The sequence below is a fragment of the Phenylobacterium immobile (ATCC 35973) genome, from assembly GCF_001375595.1.
Taxonomy (GTDB): domain Bacteria; phylum Pseudomonadota; class Alphaproteobacteria; order Caulobacterales; family Caulobacteraceae; genus Phenylobacterium; species Phenylobacterium immobile.
The window spans coordinates 227,310-242,583 of record NZ_CVJQ01000001.1; the positions used below are offsets into that span (position 1 = coordinate 227,310).

Consider the following 15,274-nt stretch of genomic DNA (forward strand, 5'->3'; position numbering starts at 1 on the left):
TCTTCGGCCCGCCCCCTCACGCAACACACATTCCGACGGCAAGCCGTCCAGCGATCGCCTCGACCGCGGGCATGCTCCTCCGTCAGCGTAGGAAACTCCTTTGAGGCGGTGGCGTTGCATTGGCGGGGCGCACAGACGCGTGACATCGTCCGACAGATTGAAGGGGTGAACGCTGATGCCTGCGGCTGCGCTATCTGATGTGATCGTCCTCCTGGGCGCGACCGGCGACTTGGCCCAGCGGATGTTGGCGCCCTCGCTCTACTTCCTCGACGCCGACGGGTTCCTGCCGGAGGGCTTCCGCATCCTGGCGTCGGCGCGCCAGGCGGTTGCGCCCGAGGAATTCATCGCCGACCTCAAGGCCGACCTTGAGGCGCGCCCGGAGCCCTTCAACGCCGAGGCCTGGGCGCGCTTCTCAGCGCGCATCACCTACGTAGCGGCGGACGCCACAACGGCGGAAGGCGCCCAAGCCTTGAAGGCGGCCATGGGCGAAGCCGCCGCGCCGATGTTCTATCTGGCGCTCTCGCCTAGCCTCTACGTGAGGGTCTGCGCCGCCCTGTCGGAAGCCGGCCTGACGGCTGCGCCTGCCCGCATCGTCCTGGAAAAGCCCATAGGCCGCGATCTGGAAAGCGCCCGCGTCATCAACGACGCCGTGGCTCAGGCCTTCTCCGAGGATCGGATCTTCCGCATCGACCATTACCTCGGCAAGGAGACGGTCCAGAACCTCATCGCCCTACGCTTCGCCAACACCCTGTTCGAACCCCTCTGGAACAACCTGACCATCGACCACGTGCAGATCACTGTGGCCGAGACCGAAGGCGTGGGGGAACGCTGGCCATACTATGATGAGTACGGCGCCCTGCGCGACATGGTGCAGAACCACATGCTCCAACTGCTCTGTCTGGTCGCCATGGAGCCGCCGGCCGACATGGAGCCGGACTCGGTGCGCAACGAAAAAGTTAAGGTGCTCCGCTCACTTCGGAGATTCACCCGCCATGACGCTCAGAATTGGACGATCCGCGGCCAGTATGGCGCCGGCCTCAGCGGAGAGAAGGCGGCGGCCTCCTATGAAAGCGAGCGCGGTCAGGAAAGCAGCGTCGAGACCTTCGTGGCGCTCCGAGCCGACATCGACAATTGGCGCTGGGCCGGCGTGCCGTTCTTCCTGCGCACGGGCAAGCGACTCCCGGAGCGGCGCACCCAGATCGCCATTCAGTTCAAACCCGTGCCGCACTCCATCTTCGCCGGCGCGGCCCAGGATGACCTGATCGCCAACCGCCTGGTTATCGACCTGCAGCCGGACGAAGACATCGCGCTAACCTTGATGAACAAGGCCCCGGGGATCAGCCAGGGGGGCATGCGGCTCGAGTCCCTGCCCCTGTCGCTCTCGTTGCAGAAGGCCTACTCCGGCCCGGGCTCGCGTCGCCGCATCGCCTATGAGCGCCTGCTGCTCGACGTGCTGCGCGGTTCATCCACGCTCTTCGTGCGCCGGGACGAGGTCGACGAGGCCTGGCGATGGGTGGACGGCGTGGAGGAGTCCTGGAAGGAGGCGGGCATGACGCCTAAGCCTTATCCCGCCGGCAGCTGGGGCCCCGCCGGCGCCTTCGCCCTCATCGAGCGCGCCGGTCGGGCCTGGTACGAATAAGCCCTACCGGACGCTGACCCACGGCTTCGACAGCAATGAGGCGCAGTTGATCAGGCCAACCAGCGAATAGGTTTGAGGATAGTTGCCCCAGAGCTCTCCACCATCGAAGGAAATATCTTCGGACAACAGGCCCGCTGTGGTGCGGCGGGCGAGCATCTCCTCAAACAGCGTCCGCGCTTCGTCGGAGCGGCCCGAGAGGTGCAAGGCTTCGATGAGCCAGAAAGTGCAGAAGTTAAAAGCCGTCTGCGGCGCGCCAAAATCGTCTGGGATGTCGTAGCGCAGCATGAAGGGGCCGCGGCGCAGGCCCTGCTGCACCGCTTCCATGGTGGCCGCCATCCTAGGATCCTTCGGCGAGGTGAAGCGCACGTCGATGAGCTGCAATAAGGAGGCGTCAAGGGTGTCGCCGTCGAAGTCCGCCGAATAACGACCGAGCTCAGCGTTCCACGCGCGCGCCTCGATCACCTTTCGGATCTGCGCGGCCCGGCCGTTCCAAACCGAGGCGCGGTCCAGCAAGCCCACCTTCTGCGCAGCGTTACCCAACCGATCGCAGGCCGCCCAGCACATCACGGACGAATAGGTGTGGACCGCCTCGCGGCCGCGGAACTCCCAGAGGCCGGCGTCTGGTTTGTCGTGCAGCTCCCAGGCGCGCTCGCCAATGGCCTCGAGATTGCGGAAGTCATCGATGTTGGCGGGCCGAAACAGGCGCTCATCGAAGAAGGCCTGCACCGTGGATAGGACGATCTGTCCGTACACGTCGTATTGTTGGTGTTCGTGCGCCTGATTGCCGACGCGTACGGGGCCCATCCCGCGATAGCCAGGGAGGTCCTTGGCGATCCACTCGATCAGCGCCGGTTCCAGCCCAACGCCGTAGACCGGCTGGACGTGGCCGCCCTTAGCCTGGTCCACCAGGTTGCGCAGATAGCCGAGATAGTTCTCCAGCATGTCCGCCGCGCCCAGGCGGTTCAGCGCTTGCACCACGTAGTAGGCGTCGCGCAGCCAGCAGTAGCGGTAATCCCAGTTTCGCGCCTGGCCGCTCTCGTCGTGGTGCTCCGGGATCGAGGTGGTCAGCGCCGCGACAATCGCGCCGGTCTCCTCGTAGGCGCACAGCTTCAGGGTGATGGCGGCGCGGATCACGGCCTCTTGCCACTCAAGCGGCACCGACAAGGTCCGCACCCAGCTGCGCCAATAGTCAGAAGTCTCGTGCAGCATGCGCGCGGCGGTCGAGGCGATGTCGGCGTTAAGGCCCTCATCGGCGCCCAGGAACATCGAGATCGGCTCCTCCAGGCGGAAGTAACGCTCCTCGGCGATATGAGTGATCGGGCAGTCGGTAGTCAGCCGTAGCGTCATCTCGCCGCCCACATAGCGGATGTGGTTTGACCCCTGCGTCTGCTCGGCCGGCGCCTTGCCGTACTGCACCATGGGCCGCAGGCGGATGCGAATTCGGGGCGCCCCCGCCAAGGGCCGGATGATGCGGATAAGCGACATCGGCCGATACATCCGGCCGAACTGGCGGTAACGCGGCGCGAAATCGACGATCTCGTAGCGGGCGCCGTTCTCGTCGGTCACCTCGGTGCGGACGATCGGGGTGTTGCGGAGGTAGGACTGGCGCACGGTTGCGCGGCCCTCGGACTCCACCGCCCAGAATCCGTCGCTCGGATCATCGCCGCCAAGCAGGGCGCAGAAGAAAGGGTCTCCATCGACCCTGGGCGCGCAGGCCCACACCATGCGGCCGGAGCCGTCAACCAGAGCGCTCGCGGCGCAGTTTCCCAGGGGGAAAAGCTCAAGGTTCTGCGTCAATAAAATCCCCGGTCCTGAAGGCGCATTCTGAAGGCGCGCGTCGGAAGCTTGGCCGTTCAGGCCTGATCCGGGGTAAACGTCGCAAACACGCCTTAGCTCCCGCTGGACGTGATCCCTTCGTCTCGCCCATGCGTTTGCCTTAACTCTGAACAAGGACGCCCCGGATGATACGCGCCCGCCGCGCCCGCATCGTCGCAACGCTCGGTCCCGCCAGCATCGCCCGCGTCGCCGAACTGGCCCGCGCCGGGGCCGATGTCTTCCGCATCAACTTCAGTCATGGGACTCACGAGGACCATGCCCACGCGATCGCCGCCGTCCGCGCCGCGGAAGCTCTCGTCGATCGCCCCCTGGCCGTTCTGGCGGACCTGCAAGGCCCAAAGATCCGGTTGGGCGAGTTCGTCGACGGCGCGGTTGAGCTGCTGGCCGGACAGACTTTCCGTCTCGACGCCAACCCTGCGCCTGGCGACGCGAACCGTGTCTGCGTGCCTCACCCGGAGGTGTTCGCCGCCTTGAAGCCCGGCGGCCAGATTCTTCTGGACGATGGCAAGGTGCGGCTACGCGTGCTGTCCCATGGGGCGGACTTCGCAGAGACCATGGTTGAGGCGGGGCTTAAGCTCTCCGACCACAAGGGGCTCAACCTGCCCAGGCTGGCCATTCCCATACCTGCGCTGACGGCCAAGGACCGCGAGGACCTGACCTTCGCGTTGGAGCAAGGGGTGGATTGGGTCGCGCTCTCCTTTGTCCAGCGCGGCTCCGACATGGCCGAATTGCGCAGCCTGGTGGGCGATCGGGCTCATGTCATGGCCAAGATCGAAAAGCCCGCCGCGCTGGAGGCCTTGGCGGAAATCCTGGAGCAATCGCAGGCGATCATGGTCGCCCGCGGCGACCTCGGCGTCGAACTTGCGCCTGAGGACGTCCCTGTGGTCCAGAAGGAACTGGTGCGCGCCGCGCGGCGACGCGGTCTGCCGGTGGTGGTGGCGACACAGATGCTGGAATCCATGGTCGCCTCACCGACGCCTACCCGCGCCGAAGCCTCCGACGTGGCGGGCGCGGTCTATGAAGGCGCCGACGCCCTCATGCTCTCGGCGGAGTCCGCCTCCGGCGCCTATCCCCTGGAGGCGGTGGCCATGATGGACAGCATCATCGCCCGAGTGGAACGCGATCCCCGCTGGCCGGAACTGGTCCGCGCCGAATATCCGGTGGACGACGACTTACCCGACGACGCCCTCGTCGCTGCGGCCCGCCGCGCGGCCGAGTCAGCGTCGATCGGCTGCCTGGCGGTTTTCACCCGGTCGGGGCGCACCGTTCTGCACCTTGCCCGTGAGCGGCCCTTGCAAGCAACGCTGGCGCTTACGCCGAATATCGACGTCGCGCGTCGCTCCGCACTGGTCTGGGGCGCAGAGGCGCGCGTCATTGAGCCCCTAAGCGATCCTGAAGATCTGCCGTCTGTCGCCATCGCCCAGGCGCTGGCGGCGGGTCTCTTGCTGCCGGGCCAGCGTGTGCTGATCCTGGCGGGCCTGCCGCTCGGCGAGGCGGGATCGGCGAATGTCCTGAGACTCGCGACCGCGCCGCTCGCCTAAGCAAAAGGCCCGCCCTACGAAGGACGGGCCTCTTAAGCCTCAGCGCAAACGCCCCTAGAGGGTGCGCTTGACCTCTTCGAGGGTGAAGCACTCGATGGTGTCGCCCGCCTTGATGTCCTGGAAGCCGGCGAACGCCATGCCGCATTCCTGACCCACCACGACCTCGTTGACCTCGTCCTTGAAGCGCTTGAGCGTCTGCAGGGTGCCGAGTTCGAGGATGACCACGTCATTGCGAATGATCCGGACGCGCGCGCCCTTGCGAACCACGCCCTCCGTGACCTTACAGCCGGCGACACGGCCGACCTTGGAGATGTCGAAGGCCTGAAGCACCTCGGCGTTGCCAAGGAAGGTTTCGCGCTGGATCGGCGCCAGCATGCCGGACAGCACGCCTTTGATGTCGTCGATCAGGTCGTAGATGATCGCGTAATAACGGATCTCGACGCCTTCGCGCTCGGCCAGGTCCCGCGCCTGACGCGAGGCCCGGACGTTGAAGCCGATGAGGGTCGCGCCGGCGCCCTTGGCCAGCATGACGTCGCTCTCGCTGATCGCGCCAGCGCCCGACAGGATAATCCGCGCGCGGACCTCGTCGGTGCTGATCTTGTCCAACGAGCCGATGATCGCTTCCGCAGAGCCTTGCACGTCGGCCTTGATGACCAGCGGCAGTTCGCTCGCCTTCTTATCGGTGATGCGCGACATCATCTCGGCCAGCGTGGCGCCCATCGGCGTGCCGGTCTTCTCGCGCTTCTGGCGAATGCGGTACTCGGTCAGTTCGCGGGCCCTAGCCTCGTTCTCGACCACCGCGAACGGCTCGCCCGGCGCGGGCGTACCGTCCAGACCTAGAATTTCGACAGGCACCGAAGGACCGGCTTCTGGGACCTGTTCCTCGCGTTCGTTCAACAGGGCGCGCACGCGGCCCCACTGATCGCCGGCCACGACGATGTCGCCGCGCTTCAGCGTGCCGCGCTTGACCAAGACGGTGGCCACCGGGCCCCGGCCGCGATCGACCTTGGCTTCGATGACCGTGCCATCGGCCACCCGATCAGGGTTGGCCTTGAGGTCCAGGACTTCAGCCTGCAGCAGGATGGCTTCCAACAGGTTGTCGAGACCGGTCTTCTCCTTGGCGGAGACTTCGATCGCCTGGGTGTCGCCGCCCAGGCTTTCGACGACGATCTCGTGCTGCAGGAGTTCGTTGATCACCCGGGTCGAGTCGGCGCCGGGCTTGTCGATCTTGTTGATCGCCACGATCAGCGGCGCCCCGGCGGCCTTGGCGTGATTAATCGCCTCGATCGTCTGCGGCATCACGCCGTCGTCGGCGGCCACCACTAGGATGACGATGTCTGTGACATCCGCGCCGCGCATCCGCATCTGCGAGAAGGCCGCGTGGCCTGGCGTATCCAGGAAAGTGACCCGCTCGCCTTCCGGCAGCCGGACTTGATAGGCGCCGATGTGCTGGGTGATGCCGCCATGTTCGCCTGCAGCGACATCGGCGGAGCGCAGGGCGTCCAGCAGGCTCGTCTTGCCGTGGTCGACGTGACCCATGACGGTGACCACCGGCGGCCGCGGCGCCAGGTGATCGTCAACATCCTCGGCGCCGATGAAGCCTTCTTCCACATCGGCTTCGGACACGCGGCGCACGGTGTGGCCAAACTCAGTGGCCACCAGTTCAGCGGTGTCGTTATCGATGACGTCGTTGATCTTCAGCATCACGCCCTGACGCATCAGGAACTTGATGACCTCGACGCCGCGGGTCGCCATCCGGTTGGCCAGTTCGCCCACGGTGATGACGTCAGGAATGACAACTTCACGAGCGATGCGCGCCTGTTCGGTCTGGCCGCCCTTGCGCTTCTCGCGTTCGCGTTCGCGCGCACGGCGCACCGACGCCAGAGAGCGCATCCGCTCGGCGCCGTCAGCGTCGCCGGCGACGGTTTGAATTGTCAGGCGACCTTCGCGGCGCTGCGGCGCCCCCTTGGCCCGGCTAATCGCCTTGGCCGGGTTGGCGGCGTCGCGGCGACGCTCCTCCTCGTCCGGACGACGATCGAGGTTGGCTGCGCCAGGACGCGGCGCCTGGCGGGCGGCGCGCTGGATTTCCGGAGTAGCCGGGGCCGCAGCGGCGCCAAGGCGCGGCGCCGGACGCGGACCGCCGGGACGGACACCGTCACGCGGCGCCGGGCGCGGAGCCAGGGCCGAATAACGCACGGTGTCGCCGCCGGGACGTGGCGCGCCGCCATCGCGTTGACCCTCACGGGGCGCCCGGTTGTCGAAGCTGCGCGGGGCGCGGTCATCGCGAGGGCGATCATCCTGCGGGCGATCCTGGCCGCTACGATCCTGACCGCCGCGATCCGGCGCGGGGCGGCCCTGGTCGGGACGCGGCGCGCGCTGGTTGAAGGTCGCGCCTTCGAAGCGGCCGGCGGGCGGGCGATAGGTCGTGGTCGTCGGCCGGTCGTCGCGGCGTTCAGGGGACGGCTGATAGCTGCGCGTCTGCGGACCCTGGGGCGCAGCCGGCGCGGCGGCGCGGACCGGCTGTTGAACAGGCGCCGGCGCGGCGGGCGGCGCGACGGCGGGTTGCGGCGCTTGGGCCTGCACGGGCGCAGGCGCGGGGGCCGAAGCCTGAGCCACGGGCGCAGCAGCAGGTTCCGCCGGCGCAGGGCGATCGACAGGGGCCGGCGCAGGCGCAGCGGCGGCCGGAGCTTCCGGCGCAGCGGCGGGAGCCTCTGCGGCCTGGACGGCCGGGGCCTGCGCTGCGACCGCAGGAGCAGCAGCCGTGGTCGCCTGGTCGCGGGACTGTTGTTCACGCGCCGCCTGTTCGCGCGCCTGGTGTTCGCGGGCGAGTTCGATGGCGCGCTGGCGCGAACGAAGTTCTTCTTGGCTCAGGCCAGAGGCGTCGGCGCCGCCGGCGGAGCGGGGCTGCGACGGCTGCGGCGGACGCGGGGTGTCGAACACCCGTTGCTTTTCGGCGGAAGACGGCGCGGCGAGATTGCCGCCCTGCGCCATCGGGCGCGAGCGCTTGGTCTCCACGACCACGGTCTTGGAACGGCCGTGGCTGAAGCTTTGCTTCACCGTGCCGGCGCTGACCGATCCGGCCCCGCGGGGCTTAAGGGTCAGGGGCTGGCGTCCGCCGGGGGCGGAGTTACGGCCGTTGTTGTTCTCGTCGCTCATGCGCTCGCTTTACTCAGCAGCCGGGCGGATCCCGGCCAGTCGGATCGAAAAATAGCAGGCGAAGCGGAAACCTTACGGCTCCGCTTCGTCGAAGGCGGCTCCTCGCCTGAAGTCTCGGCCTCACGTCTCGGGGCGCCAACCCTCGGGAATGAGCGGACGGAAGCCCGACAACCGATGGGCGTCCATCGACCATCGGTGGGCGCCGCGCCCGGCAAGAAGGGCCGTGTGTATCACATTCTCCAGGCCCAAGGCCAAACCCAATTCCTCGGCGGAGAAAACCCCGATGACCCGAGGTGTCGCCGTTCCGGCCCGTTCCGCCGCGCGGATCTGGGCGAGAAGCTTGCGGCGGCCGTCTTCTGCGCCGTCGGACGCCTCGACCAACCAGGCCGCCTTGCCGCCGCCGATGGCGGAAGAGACCTTTTCGAAGCCCGAGATAAGCTCGCCGGCCTTCTTCGCAAGGCCCAGGCTGGCCAGGAGCCTGCGACGCAACAACTCACAGACAACGTCGGCCAGGGCCGGATCGGCCGAAACCTTCGCCTTGGCCGCGCGAGAGAACAGGCCCCTGCGCGCGGCGGTCTCCACCGAGGCGCGGTCGGCGGCGACCCACAGGCCGCGACCGGGAAGCTTGCGCCCCAGGTCCGGCGTCACCGCGCCCTCGGGCCCCGTGACGAACCGGATCAGGCGATCTTCCGCCATCACCTCGCCCGAGACGATGTCACGTCGCGCCCGTGCGGCCTCAGCCAAGGTCTTGGCGCCGCCGAGCCTTCCGGCCTGACCCTCGTCGAGATCGACCAGATCGTCGGGCGGAATCTCAACCATGGCGGCGACCTTGCTCCGGCCGGCCTCAGGCGTCGCGCGCCTCGCCCTCGGCCGCGGCCAGGGCCTCGGCTTCGTCGGCAGGCGCTTCGTCTTCGATCACGGCTTCAAGCTCCGGCTCCGGCTCGACTTCAGCCTCGACCTCCGGCGCCTCGATCCAGCCCAGCGCGACGCGGGCGCGCATGATCAGAAGCTCCGCGTCGGCGGCTTCGAGGTTGAAGCTCTCGAGGATACCCGGCTCGCGAACGCGCTCGCCGCCCTTGGTTTCGAACCAGCCACGCAGGTCGTCCGGCACGAGGTCGGCCAGGTTCTCGACGGTCTTCACATCGCCCTCGCCCAGGGCCACGGCCATCGGCAGAGTGACGCCTTCGATCTCCACCAGACCATCCTCGACGCCCAGTTCGCGGCGCTTGCCGTCCAGCTCCGCGGCTTCGCGGTCCAGGAAATCGCGGGCGCGCGCCTGGATTTCCTCGGCGGTGTCCTCGTCAAAGCCCTCGATGCTGGCGACTTCCGAGTTTTCCACATAGGCGACGTCTTCGACGGTGGCGAAGCCTTCGGTGACCAGCAGCTGGGCGATGACTTCATCGACATCCAGGGCTTCCTGGAACAGCGCCGTGCGCTCGGTGAATTCGCGCTGGCGGCGCTCGCTCTCCTGACTCTCGGTCATGATGTCGATCTGCCAGCCGGTCAGCTGGGAGGCCAGACGCACGTTCTGGCCGCGACGACCGATGGCCAGGCTCAGCTGTTCGTCGGGGACGACGACTTCGACGCGCTCGTCCTCCTCGTCCATCACCACCTTCGAGACTTCGGCGGGGGCCAAGCCGTTCACGATGAAGGTGGCCTCGTCCGGGCTCCACTGGATGATGTCGATCTTCTCGCCCTGCAGCTCGGCGACGACGGCCTGGACGCGGCTGCCGCGCATGCCGACGCAGGCGCCGACCGGATCGATGGAGCTGTCGTTCGACACCACGGCCATCTTGGCGCGGCTGCCTGGATCACGGGCGACGGCGCGGATTTCGATGACGCCGTCGTAGACCTCAGGCACTTCCTGGGCGAACAGCTTGGCCATGAAGCCGCCGTGGGCGCGCGACAGCAGGATCTGCGGGCCCTTGGTTTCGCGGCGGACGTCGTAGATGTAGCAGCGGATCCGGTCGCCGATATTGAAGTTCTCACGCGGGATCGACTGGTCGCGGCGCATGATGCCTTCGCCGCGGCCCAGGTCGACCACGACATTGCCGTACTCGACCCGCTTGACCGAGCCCGAGACGATCTCGCCCACGCGATCCTTGTACTCTTCGAACTGGCGCTCGCGCTCGGCCTCGCGGACCTTCCCGGTCACGACCTGACGGGCCATCTGAGTCTGCACCCGGCCCAGTTCGAAGGGCGGCAGGACTTCTTCGTAGGTCTTGCCGACGAAGGCCTGCTTATCGGTCCGCAGCGCGTCCGCCAGGCGCAGCACGCCGGCCGGCTCGTCGGCGGCGACCTCGACCCCGTCCTCGCCCTCGACTACGCCATAAGAAACGTCGTCGGCCACCACGGTGACGATCCGCTTGATGATCATCTCGCCGGTCTTGGTGTCGATGTGCACGCGGATGTCGTGCTCGGCGCCATAGCGGGCGCGGGCGCCCTTCTGGATCGCTTCCTCGATCGCCTCGATGACGATCTCCTTGTCGATCGACTTCTCGCGGGCGACCGCCTCGGCGATCTGCAGGAGTTCAAGCCGGTTCGCGGAAATGCCGGTCAGGCTCATGGGCGTTAAGTCCTTACTCGGAAGTCGGTTGGTCGGATTGCAATCGGCGCGCACGCACTTCGGCGCCACGCTTCATAAGCTTGTCGTTGAGCATCAGCTTGGCCTCGACGACCCAGGCGAAGGGCACCAGAGCCGTCTCCGCCTCGCCTTCCAGATCGATGGCGATGTTGTCGCCTTCGACGCCGGCCAGGACGCCACGGAAGCGCTTGCGGCCCTCGGCCATACGGTCGAGCTCGATCCGGGCCTCGTGGCCCTCGTAGTCGATGAAGTCCTTCAGCCGGGTCAGTGGCCGGTCGACCCCAGGCGAGGAGACTTCAAGGGTGTATTCCCCGCTGATCGGATCGACTTCGTCCATCAGGCCCGAGATGGCCCGCGACAGGCGCGCGCAATCCTCGATGTTCATGTCGCCGTCTTCCGGCCGCTCCGCAAAAATCTGCAGCCGTCGGGCTTCCGCCCCGCCCATCAGCCGCAGGCGGACGATCGCATAGCCCTCGGCCTCCGCAATCGGGTCGAGCAGCTCCAGCAGTTTCACGTCCTCGGCGGTCTTGCCGCGCATAAGCTCAGCCGTCCTGGCAAAGAAAAAAGCGGCCGGGCCGTAGCCCGCCGCTTGAAGGCGCCATCCAGCGCGATCAGCGATGTAGACCCCCTTATAACCTCAAGGGTGGACTTTGTCAGCCCCAGAATCGCACGCGAAGATGCGCAAAGCCCGCGCCGTCGCTCGCCCAGTGAGCTTTTCGCCGCACCGCAGCATGAAGGCGTCGAAGCCCCTTCCCAGCGCGCGCGGAATAGGCCACAGAGCGGCCAATTCACCAACGCGTGTTCTCTCAAAAGGCCCCTCCCCATGGACCTGTCCAAGATCGCCATCGGCGTGAACCCCCCTTACGACGTCAACGCCGTCATCGAGATTCCACAGGGCGGCGAGCCGGTGAAATACGAGCTGGACAAGGACTCGGGCGCGATCTTCGTCGACCGCTTCCTGCACACCGCGATGTTCTATCCGGGCAACTACGGCTTCATTCCGCATACCCTCGCCGACGACGGCGATCCGATGGATATCATCGTGGTCGGCCCGACGCCGGTTGTGCCGGGCGCGGTCATCCGCTGCCGTCCGGTCGGCGCCCTGATCATGCGCGACGAGGCCGGCGGCGATGAGAAGATCCTGGCCGTGCCGGTGGACAAGCTCCACCCTTTCTACACGGGCGTGGATTCCTGGCGTGCGCTGCCCAAGATCCTGACCGAGCAGATCGCCCACTTCTTCCTGCACTATAAGGACCTGGAGAAGGGCAAGAGCGTCGAGATCGTCGGCTGGGCGGACGCCGCCGAAGCCGCCAAGCTGATCGAGAACTCGATCAAGGCCCACGACGCCGCCGCCAAGGCGTAAGATAACGCATCGTCACCTCCGGGGCCCGCCTCGGGTTGACGATGCAGACTTGGCCTTAATCGACCCAGAGGTCCTGGACGTCGCCTTTGCGGTTGAGCGCCCGGACGGCGCGCTTGACGACGGCCAGCAGCCGTTCCCGGCGGTCGTCTTCGTCATACATCATCGCCCCGCGCGCCAGGCCTTCCAGCAGGAAGCGGCCGAGGTCGCGGCTGGCCTGGAAGCGCGGGTCGGCGCCGGCCTGGGCGAGCGCCCCAAAGCGCTGGCCGACCTGCGCCTGGTCGAAGGCTGTCTGGGCTTCAGCCAGCCGCTCGCGCAGCATCGGATCCGTTCGCGCCGCGGCCTCGAGCTCGGCGAAGGCGACAAAGGGCGTCTCGTGGAGCAGCGCCCAGTAAGCGTCGATGGCGTGCTCAGCCGCGTCTACCCCTGGGCCGGTCGGCGTCGCGGCGGCGCGTTCGAACAGGCGCGCGCGCTCGCGGTCGATGTGGGCGATCGCGGCCTCCATCAGGTCCTCGCGGGTTGCGAAGTGGTAGAGCATGGCGCCGCGCGTCAGCTTGGAGGCCTCAGCGATCAAGGCGTTGGTCGAAGCGTGGTAACCGGTTTCGGCGAACAGCCGCATCGCCGCATTCAAAATGCGCGCGCGGGTTCGCAGAGACTTCGGCGTCGCCTTGGCGGGCGTCGCTTGGGTAAGCGTCGTTGACGTGTCCATCGGATTCTCGGGCGGCTTGGGGAGAAGCCTCCAGTAGAGACTGCATATCAGTCTTGACGGCGAAAGCCAGACCGTCTCGCCAGCTTCATCAAACAGACACGCAATCAGCCTAGCCGCTAGGCAACATCCATGCGGTCTGGAGGCGCAAGATGAGCGACCCGGAGATCCTGCGCTTTCGCAGCGTATTCATTTCCGACGTGCATCTGGGCACACGGGGATGCCAAGCTGAAATGCTGTTGGATTTTATCCGACGCATCGACTGCGAGAAGCTTTATCTGGTCGGTGACATCATCGACGGCTGGAAATTGAGGGGCGGCTGGTTCTGGCCCCAGTCGCACAACGATGTTGTTCAGAAAATCCTGCGCCTGGCTCGGCGCGGGGTCCAAGTCACCTATATCCCCGGCAATCACGACGAGGCTGTCCGTCAGTTCTTCGGGCTCAGCTTTGGGGGCGTCGCTGTCGAGCGCGATGCGATCCACGAAACCGCTGACGGTCGCCGCTTCCTGGTGACCCACGGCGACGAGTTCGACGGAATCGTTCGCCACGCAAAATGGCTGGCGATCCTCGGCGACTGGGCCTACCGCGCGGCGCTCGCGGCCAACACCTTGATGAACCATGTCCGCCGCAAGATGGGCTTCGGCTACTGGAGCCTCTCGGCGCTCCTGAAGACGCGGGTCAAGAACGCCCTGCAGTTCATCGAGAATTACGAACACGCCGTCGCCGAGGCGGCCCGCCGGCGCGGCGTCGACGGGGTGATCTGCGGCCACATCCACAAGGCTGAGATGCGCGAGATCGACGGGATCACCTACATCAACGACGGCGATTGGGTGGAAAGCTGCACCGCCCTGGTCGAGCACCCTGACGGACGCCTGGAGATTCTTGACTGGGGCAGGATGAACGCCGCCAAGGTTCGCGACGCCAAGGTCGCCCGTTTGCCGACGCAGGCCCGTCCCCGGCCGATCGCCGCCTGATCGCGGCGCCTGCGCCATTCGTTGACACCCCCGCCGAACCGTAGTGACAGTGCGACTGCCATGAAGACGCCCGAAGCGCCTCGAGCCGGCCTTCGCGTCGACCGCCAGGCTGAGACCCGCGAACAGATCTTGCGCGCCGTTCATCGCAAGATGGAGGGCGGCGAGCTTGAGGAGGTGAGCTTCGCCGACATCGCCCGCGAGACGGGGGTCGGGGAACGGACGGTCTATCGCTACTTCCCGACCAAGGACGCGCTGCTCGGGGCCTTCTGGGCCTGGCTGCAGGGCCAGGCGATCAATCCCGCCGAGCGCATCCGGCCGGTGCGATCCTCAGCACGCCTGCGCGAAGCGATCACCGCGCCGCGCGACGTAAAACGGCCGATGCGGATACTGCTGGCCACCGACGCCTGGGAGCCGCAGGTCAACGGCGTCGTCCGAACGCTCACTCGGGTTGTCGGCGAACTGCGAGAGATGGGCCATACCGTCGAGGTGGTCAGCCCCAACCAGTTCAAGACCTTCCCGCTGCCGACCTACCCCGAGATCAAGGTCGCCATCGGCGTCTACGAGCCGGTGCAGGAGCGCTTCAAGGCCTTCGAGCCCGAAGCCATCCACATCGCCACCGAGGGCCCTCTGGGCCTGGCCGCCAGGCGCATCTGTGTGGAGTGGAAGCTCCCGTTCACGACCAGCTATCACACCCGCTTCCCGGAATATGTATCGGCCCGCCTGCCGCTGCCGCTGGCGGCCGGCTACGCCTACATGCGCTGGTTCCACAAGCCGTCGGGCCGGCTGATGGTGGCCACGCCGACCATGCGCGATGAGCTGGAGCAGCATGGCTTCCGCAACATCTCCGCCTGGTCGCGCGGCGTCGATACCGAGATATTCCATCCGCGGCGCGCGGACGAGCCGGATGTCTTCGCAGACCTGCCCAAGCCGATCTTCCTCTACGTCGGCCGCGTGGCTGTGGAGAAAAACATCGAGGCCTTTCTCAGTCTCGACCTTCCGGGCTCGAAAGTCGTGGTGGGGCCCGGCCCCCAGCTCGAGGAACTAAAGGCCAAATATCCCAACGTTCGCTTCACCGGCCCGAAAGCCGGCGAGGACCTGGCGGCGGCCTACGCCTGCGCCGATGTGTTCGTCTTCCCGTCGCTCACGGACACCTTCGGCCTGGTGATTCTGGAGGCCATGGCGGCGGGGACGCCCGTGGCCGCCTATCCAGCCCCCGGCCCGATCGACATCATTCCGGGCTCGGGCGCCGGCGCGCTGGCCAAGACCGCCACAGAGGGTCTGCGCGAAGCTTGCCTGGAGGCGCTGAAGCTGGATCGCAAGCAGGTGCGCGCCTTCGCTGAGACCTTCTCCTGGCGCGCCTGCGCCGAGGACTTCCTGCGCAACCTCCAGCCCTATCCAGAACCGGAAAAGACGCGCTTCTGGCGCCGGTTACGCCGCTTGGCGCGGGTCAGGCGCAGGCGACCGCTGGCGGCTTGAAC

Annotated in this window: 11 protein-coding genes and 1 pseudogene; 6 read left to right on the forward strand and 6 right to left on the reverse strand. The window is 67.0% G+C overall.

Features of this window, described 5'->3' with window-relative positions; genetic code table 11:
• Positions 1 to 175: 175 nt before the first annotated feature.
• Positions 176 to 1,639, forward strand: a complete 1,464-nt coding sequence (gene zwf, locus BN1313_RS01060) for a glucose-6-phosphate dehydrogenase (RefSeq protein WP_091735394.1) — start codon at positions 176 to 178, stop codon at positions 1,637 to 1,639.
• A 3-nt stretch (positions 1,640 to 1,642) separates the two neighbouring features.
• Here zwf and BN1313_RS01065 read toward each other — a convergent pair whose 3' ends face one another.
• Positions 1,643 to 3,436: a glycoside hydrolase family 15 protein gene (locus BN1313_RS01065; protein WP_091735397.1), complete on the reverse strand. Its 1,794-nt coding sequence runs from the start codon at positions 3,434 to 3,436 to the stop codon at positions 1,643 to 1,645.
• A 164-nt stretch (positions 3,437 to 3,600) separates the two neighbouring features.
• Here BN1313_RS01065 and pyk point away from each other — a divergent pair, with 164 nt between their 5' ends.
• Positions 3,601 to 5,016 carry a pyruvate kinase gene (pyk, locus tag BN1313_RS01070; protein ID WP_091735400.1) on the forward strand — a complete coding sequence of 472 codons (1,416 nt, stop codon included), beginning with the start codon at positions 3,601 to 3,603 and terminating at the stop codon, positions 5,014 to 5,016.
• Positions 5,017 to 5,070: 54 nt separating this feature from the next.
• Here pyk and infB read toward each other — a convergent pair whose 3' ends face one another.
• From infB to rimP, 4 genes are all read right to left on the reverse strand, one after another.
• Positions 5,071 to 8,172: a translation initiation factor IF-2 gene (gene infB / locus BN1313_RS01075; RefSeq protein WP_091735403.1), complete on the reverse strand. Its 3,102-nt coding sequence runs from the start codon at positions 8,170 to 8,172 to the stop codon at positions 5,071 to 5,073.
• 120 nt (positions 8,173 to 8,292) lie between these two features.
• Positions 8,293 to 8,991, reverse strand: coding sequence for an RNA-binding protein (locus BN1313_RS01080; protein ID WP_091735406.1), 699 nt, complete (start codon positions 8,989 to 8,991; stop codon positions 8,293 to 8,295).
• 25 nt (positions 8,992 to 9,016) lie between these two features.
• On the reverse strand, positions 9,017 to 10,738 hold the full coding sequence (nusA, locus tag BN1313_RS01085; protein ID WP_091735409.1) for a transcription termination factor NusA: 1,722 nt from the start codon (positions 10,736 to 10,738) through the stop codon (positions 9,017 to 9,019).
• A gap of 13 nt (positions 10,739 to 10,751) precedes the next feature.
• Positions 10,752 to 11,294 carry a ribosome maturation factor RimP gene (gene rimP / locus BN1313_RS01090; RefSeq protein WP_091735412.1) on the reverse strand — a complete coding sequence of 181 codons (543 nt, stop codon included), beginning with the start codon at positions 11,292 to 11,294 and terminating at the stop codon, positions 10,752 to 10,754.
• A 285-nt stretch (positions 11,295 to 11,579) separates the two neighbouring features.
• Between rimP and ppa the strand changes: the two genes are divergently transcribed.
• Complete coding sequence (gene ppa / locus BN1313_RS01095) at positions 11,580 to 12,119, forward strand: inorganic diphosphatase (RefSeq protein ID WP_091735415.1); 540 nt, start codon at positions 11,580 to 11,582, stop codon at positions 12,117 to 12,119.
• A gap of 55 nt (positions 12,120 to 12,174) precedes the next feature.
• Here ppa and BN1313_RS01100 read toward each other — a convergent pair whose 3' ends face one another.
• The gene (locus BN1313_RS01100) at positions 12,175 to 12,825 is read right to left on the reverse strand and encodes a TetR/AcrR family transcriptional regulator (protein ID WP_245620048.1); all 651 of its coding nucleotides are present in this window, start codon (positions 12,823 to 12,825) and stop codon (positions 12,175 to 12,177) included.
• A 149-nt stretch (positions 12,826 to 12,974) separates the two neighbouring features.
• Here BN1313_RS01100 and BN1313_RS01105 point away from each other — a divergent pair, with 149 nt between their 5' ends.
• The 3 genes and pseudogenes from BN1313_RS01105 to BN1313_RS01110 all read left to right on the forward strand — a co-directional run bounded on the left by BN1313_RS01105 (position 12,975) and on the right by BN1313_RS01110 (position 15,272).
• Entirely contained in the window at positions 12,975 to 13,796 is an 822-nt protein-coding gene (locus tag BN1313_RS01105) for a UDP-2,3-diacylglucosamine diphosphatase (RefSeq protein ID WP_091735418.1), read from the forward strand.
• A gap of 150 nt (positions 13,797 to 13,946) precedes the next feature.
• Positions 13,947 to 14,048 (forward strand): annotated as a pseudogene (locus BN1313_RS16800) (helix-turn-helix domain-containing protein); the annotation flags it as partial.
• 126 nt (positions 14,049 to 14,174) lie between these two features.
• Complete coding sequence (locus BN1313_RS01110; protein WP_245620212.1) at positions 14,175 to 15,272, forward strand: glycosyltransferase family 4 protein; 1,098 nt, start codon at positions 14,175 to 14,177, stop codon at positions 15,270 to 15,272.
• The last annotated feature ends 2 nt before the right edge of the window (positions 15,273 to 15,274 follow it).

Bases quoted from the DNA above. Each gene is read 5' to 3' on its own strand.
- zwf (WP_091735394.1), top strand. From the start codon at position 176: ATGCCTGCGGCTGCGCTATCTGATGTGATCGTCCTCCTGGGCGCGACC.
- pyk (WP_091735400.1), top strand. From the start codon at position 3,601: ATGATACGCGCCCGCCGCGCCCGCATCGTCGCAACGCTCGGTCCCGCC.
- infB (WP_091735403.1), bottom strand. From the start codon at position 8,172: ATGAGCGACGAGAACAACAACGGCCGTAACTCCGCCCCCGGCGGACGC.
- BN1313_RS01080 (WP_091735406.1), bottom strand. From the start codon at position 8,991: ATGGTTGAGATTCCGCCCGACGATCTGGTCGATCTCGACGAGGGTCAG.
- nusA (WP_091735409.1), bottom strand. From the start codon at position 10,738: ATGAGCCTGACCGGCATTTCCGCGAACCGGCTTGAACTCCTGCAGATC.
- rimP (WP_091735412.1), bottom strand. From the start codon at position 11,294: ATGCGCGGCAAGACCGCCGAGGACGTGAAACTGCTGGAGCTGCTCGAC.
- ppa (WP_091735415.1), top strand. From the start codon at position 11,580: ATGGACCTGTCCAAGATCGCCATCGGCGTGAACCCCCCTTACGACGTC.
- BN1313_RS01100 (WP_245620048.1), bottom strand. From the start codon at position 12,825: ATGGACACGTCAACGACGCTTACCCAAGCGACGCCCGCCAAGGCGACG.
- BN1313_RS01105 (WP_091735418.1), top strand. From the start codon at position 12,975: ATGAGCGACCCGGAGATCCTGCGCTTTCGCAGCGTATTCATTTCCGAC.
- BN1313_RS01110 (WP_245620212.1), top strand. From the start codon at position 14,175: ATGCGGATACTGCTGGCCACCGACGCCTGGGAGCCGCAGGTCAACGGC.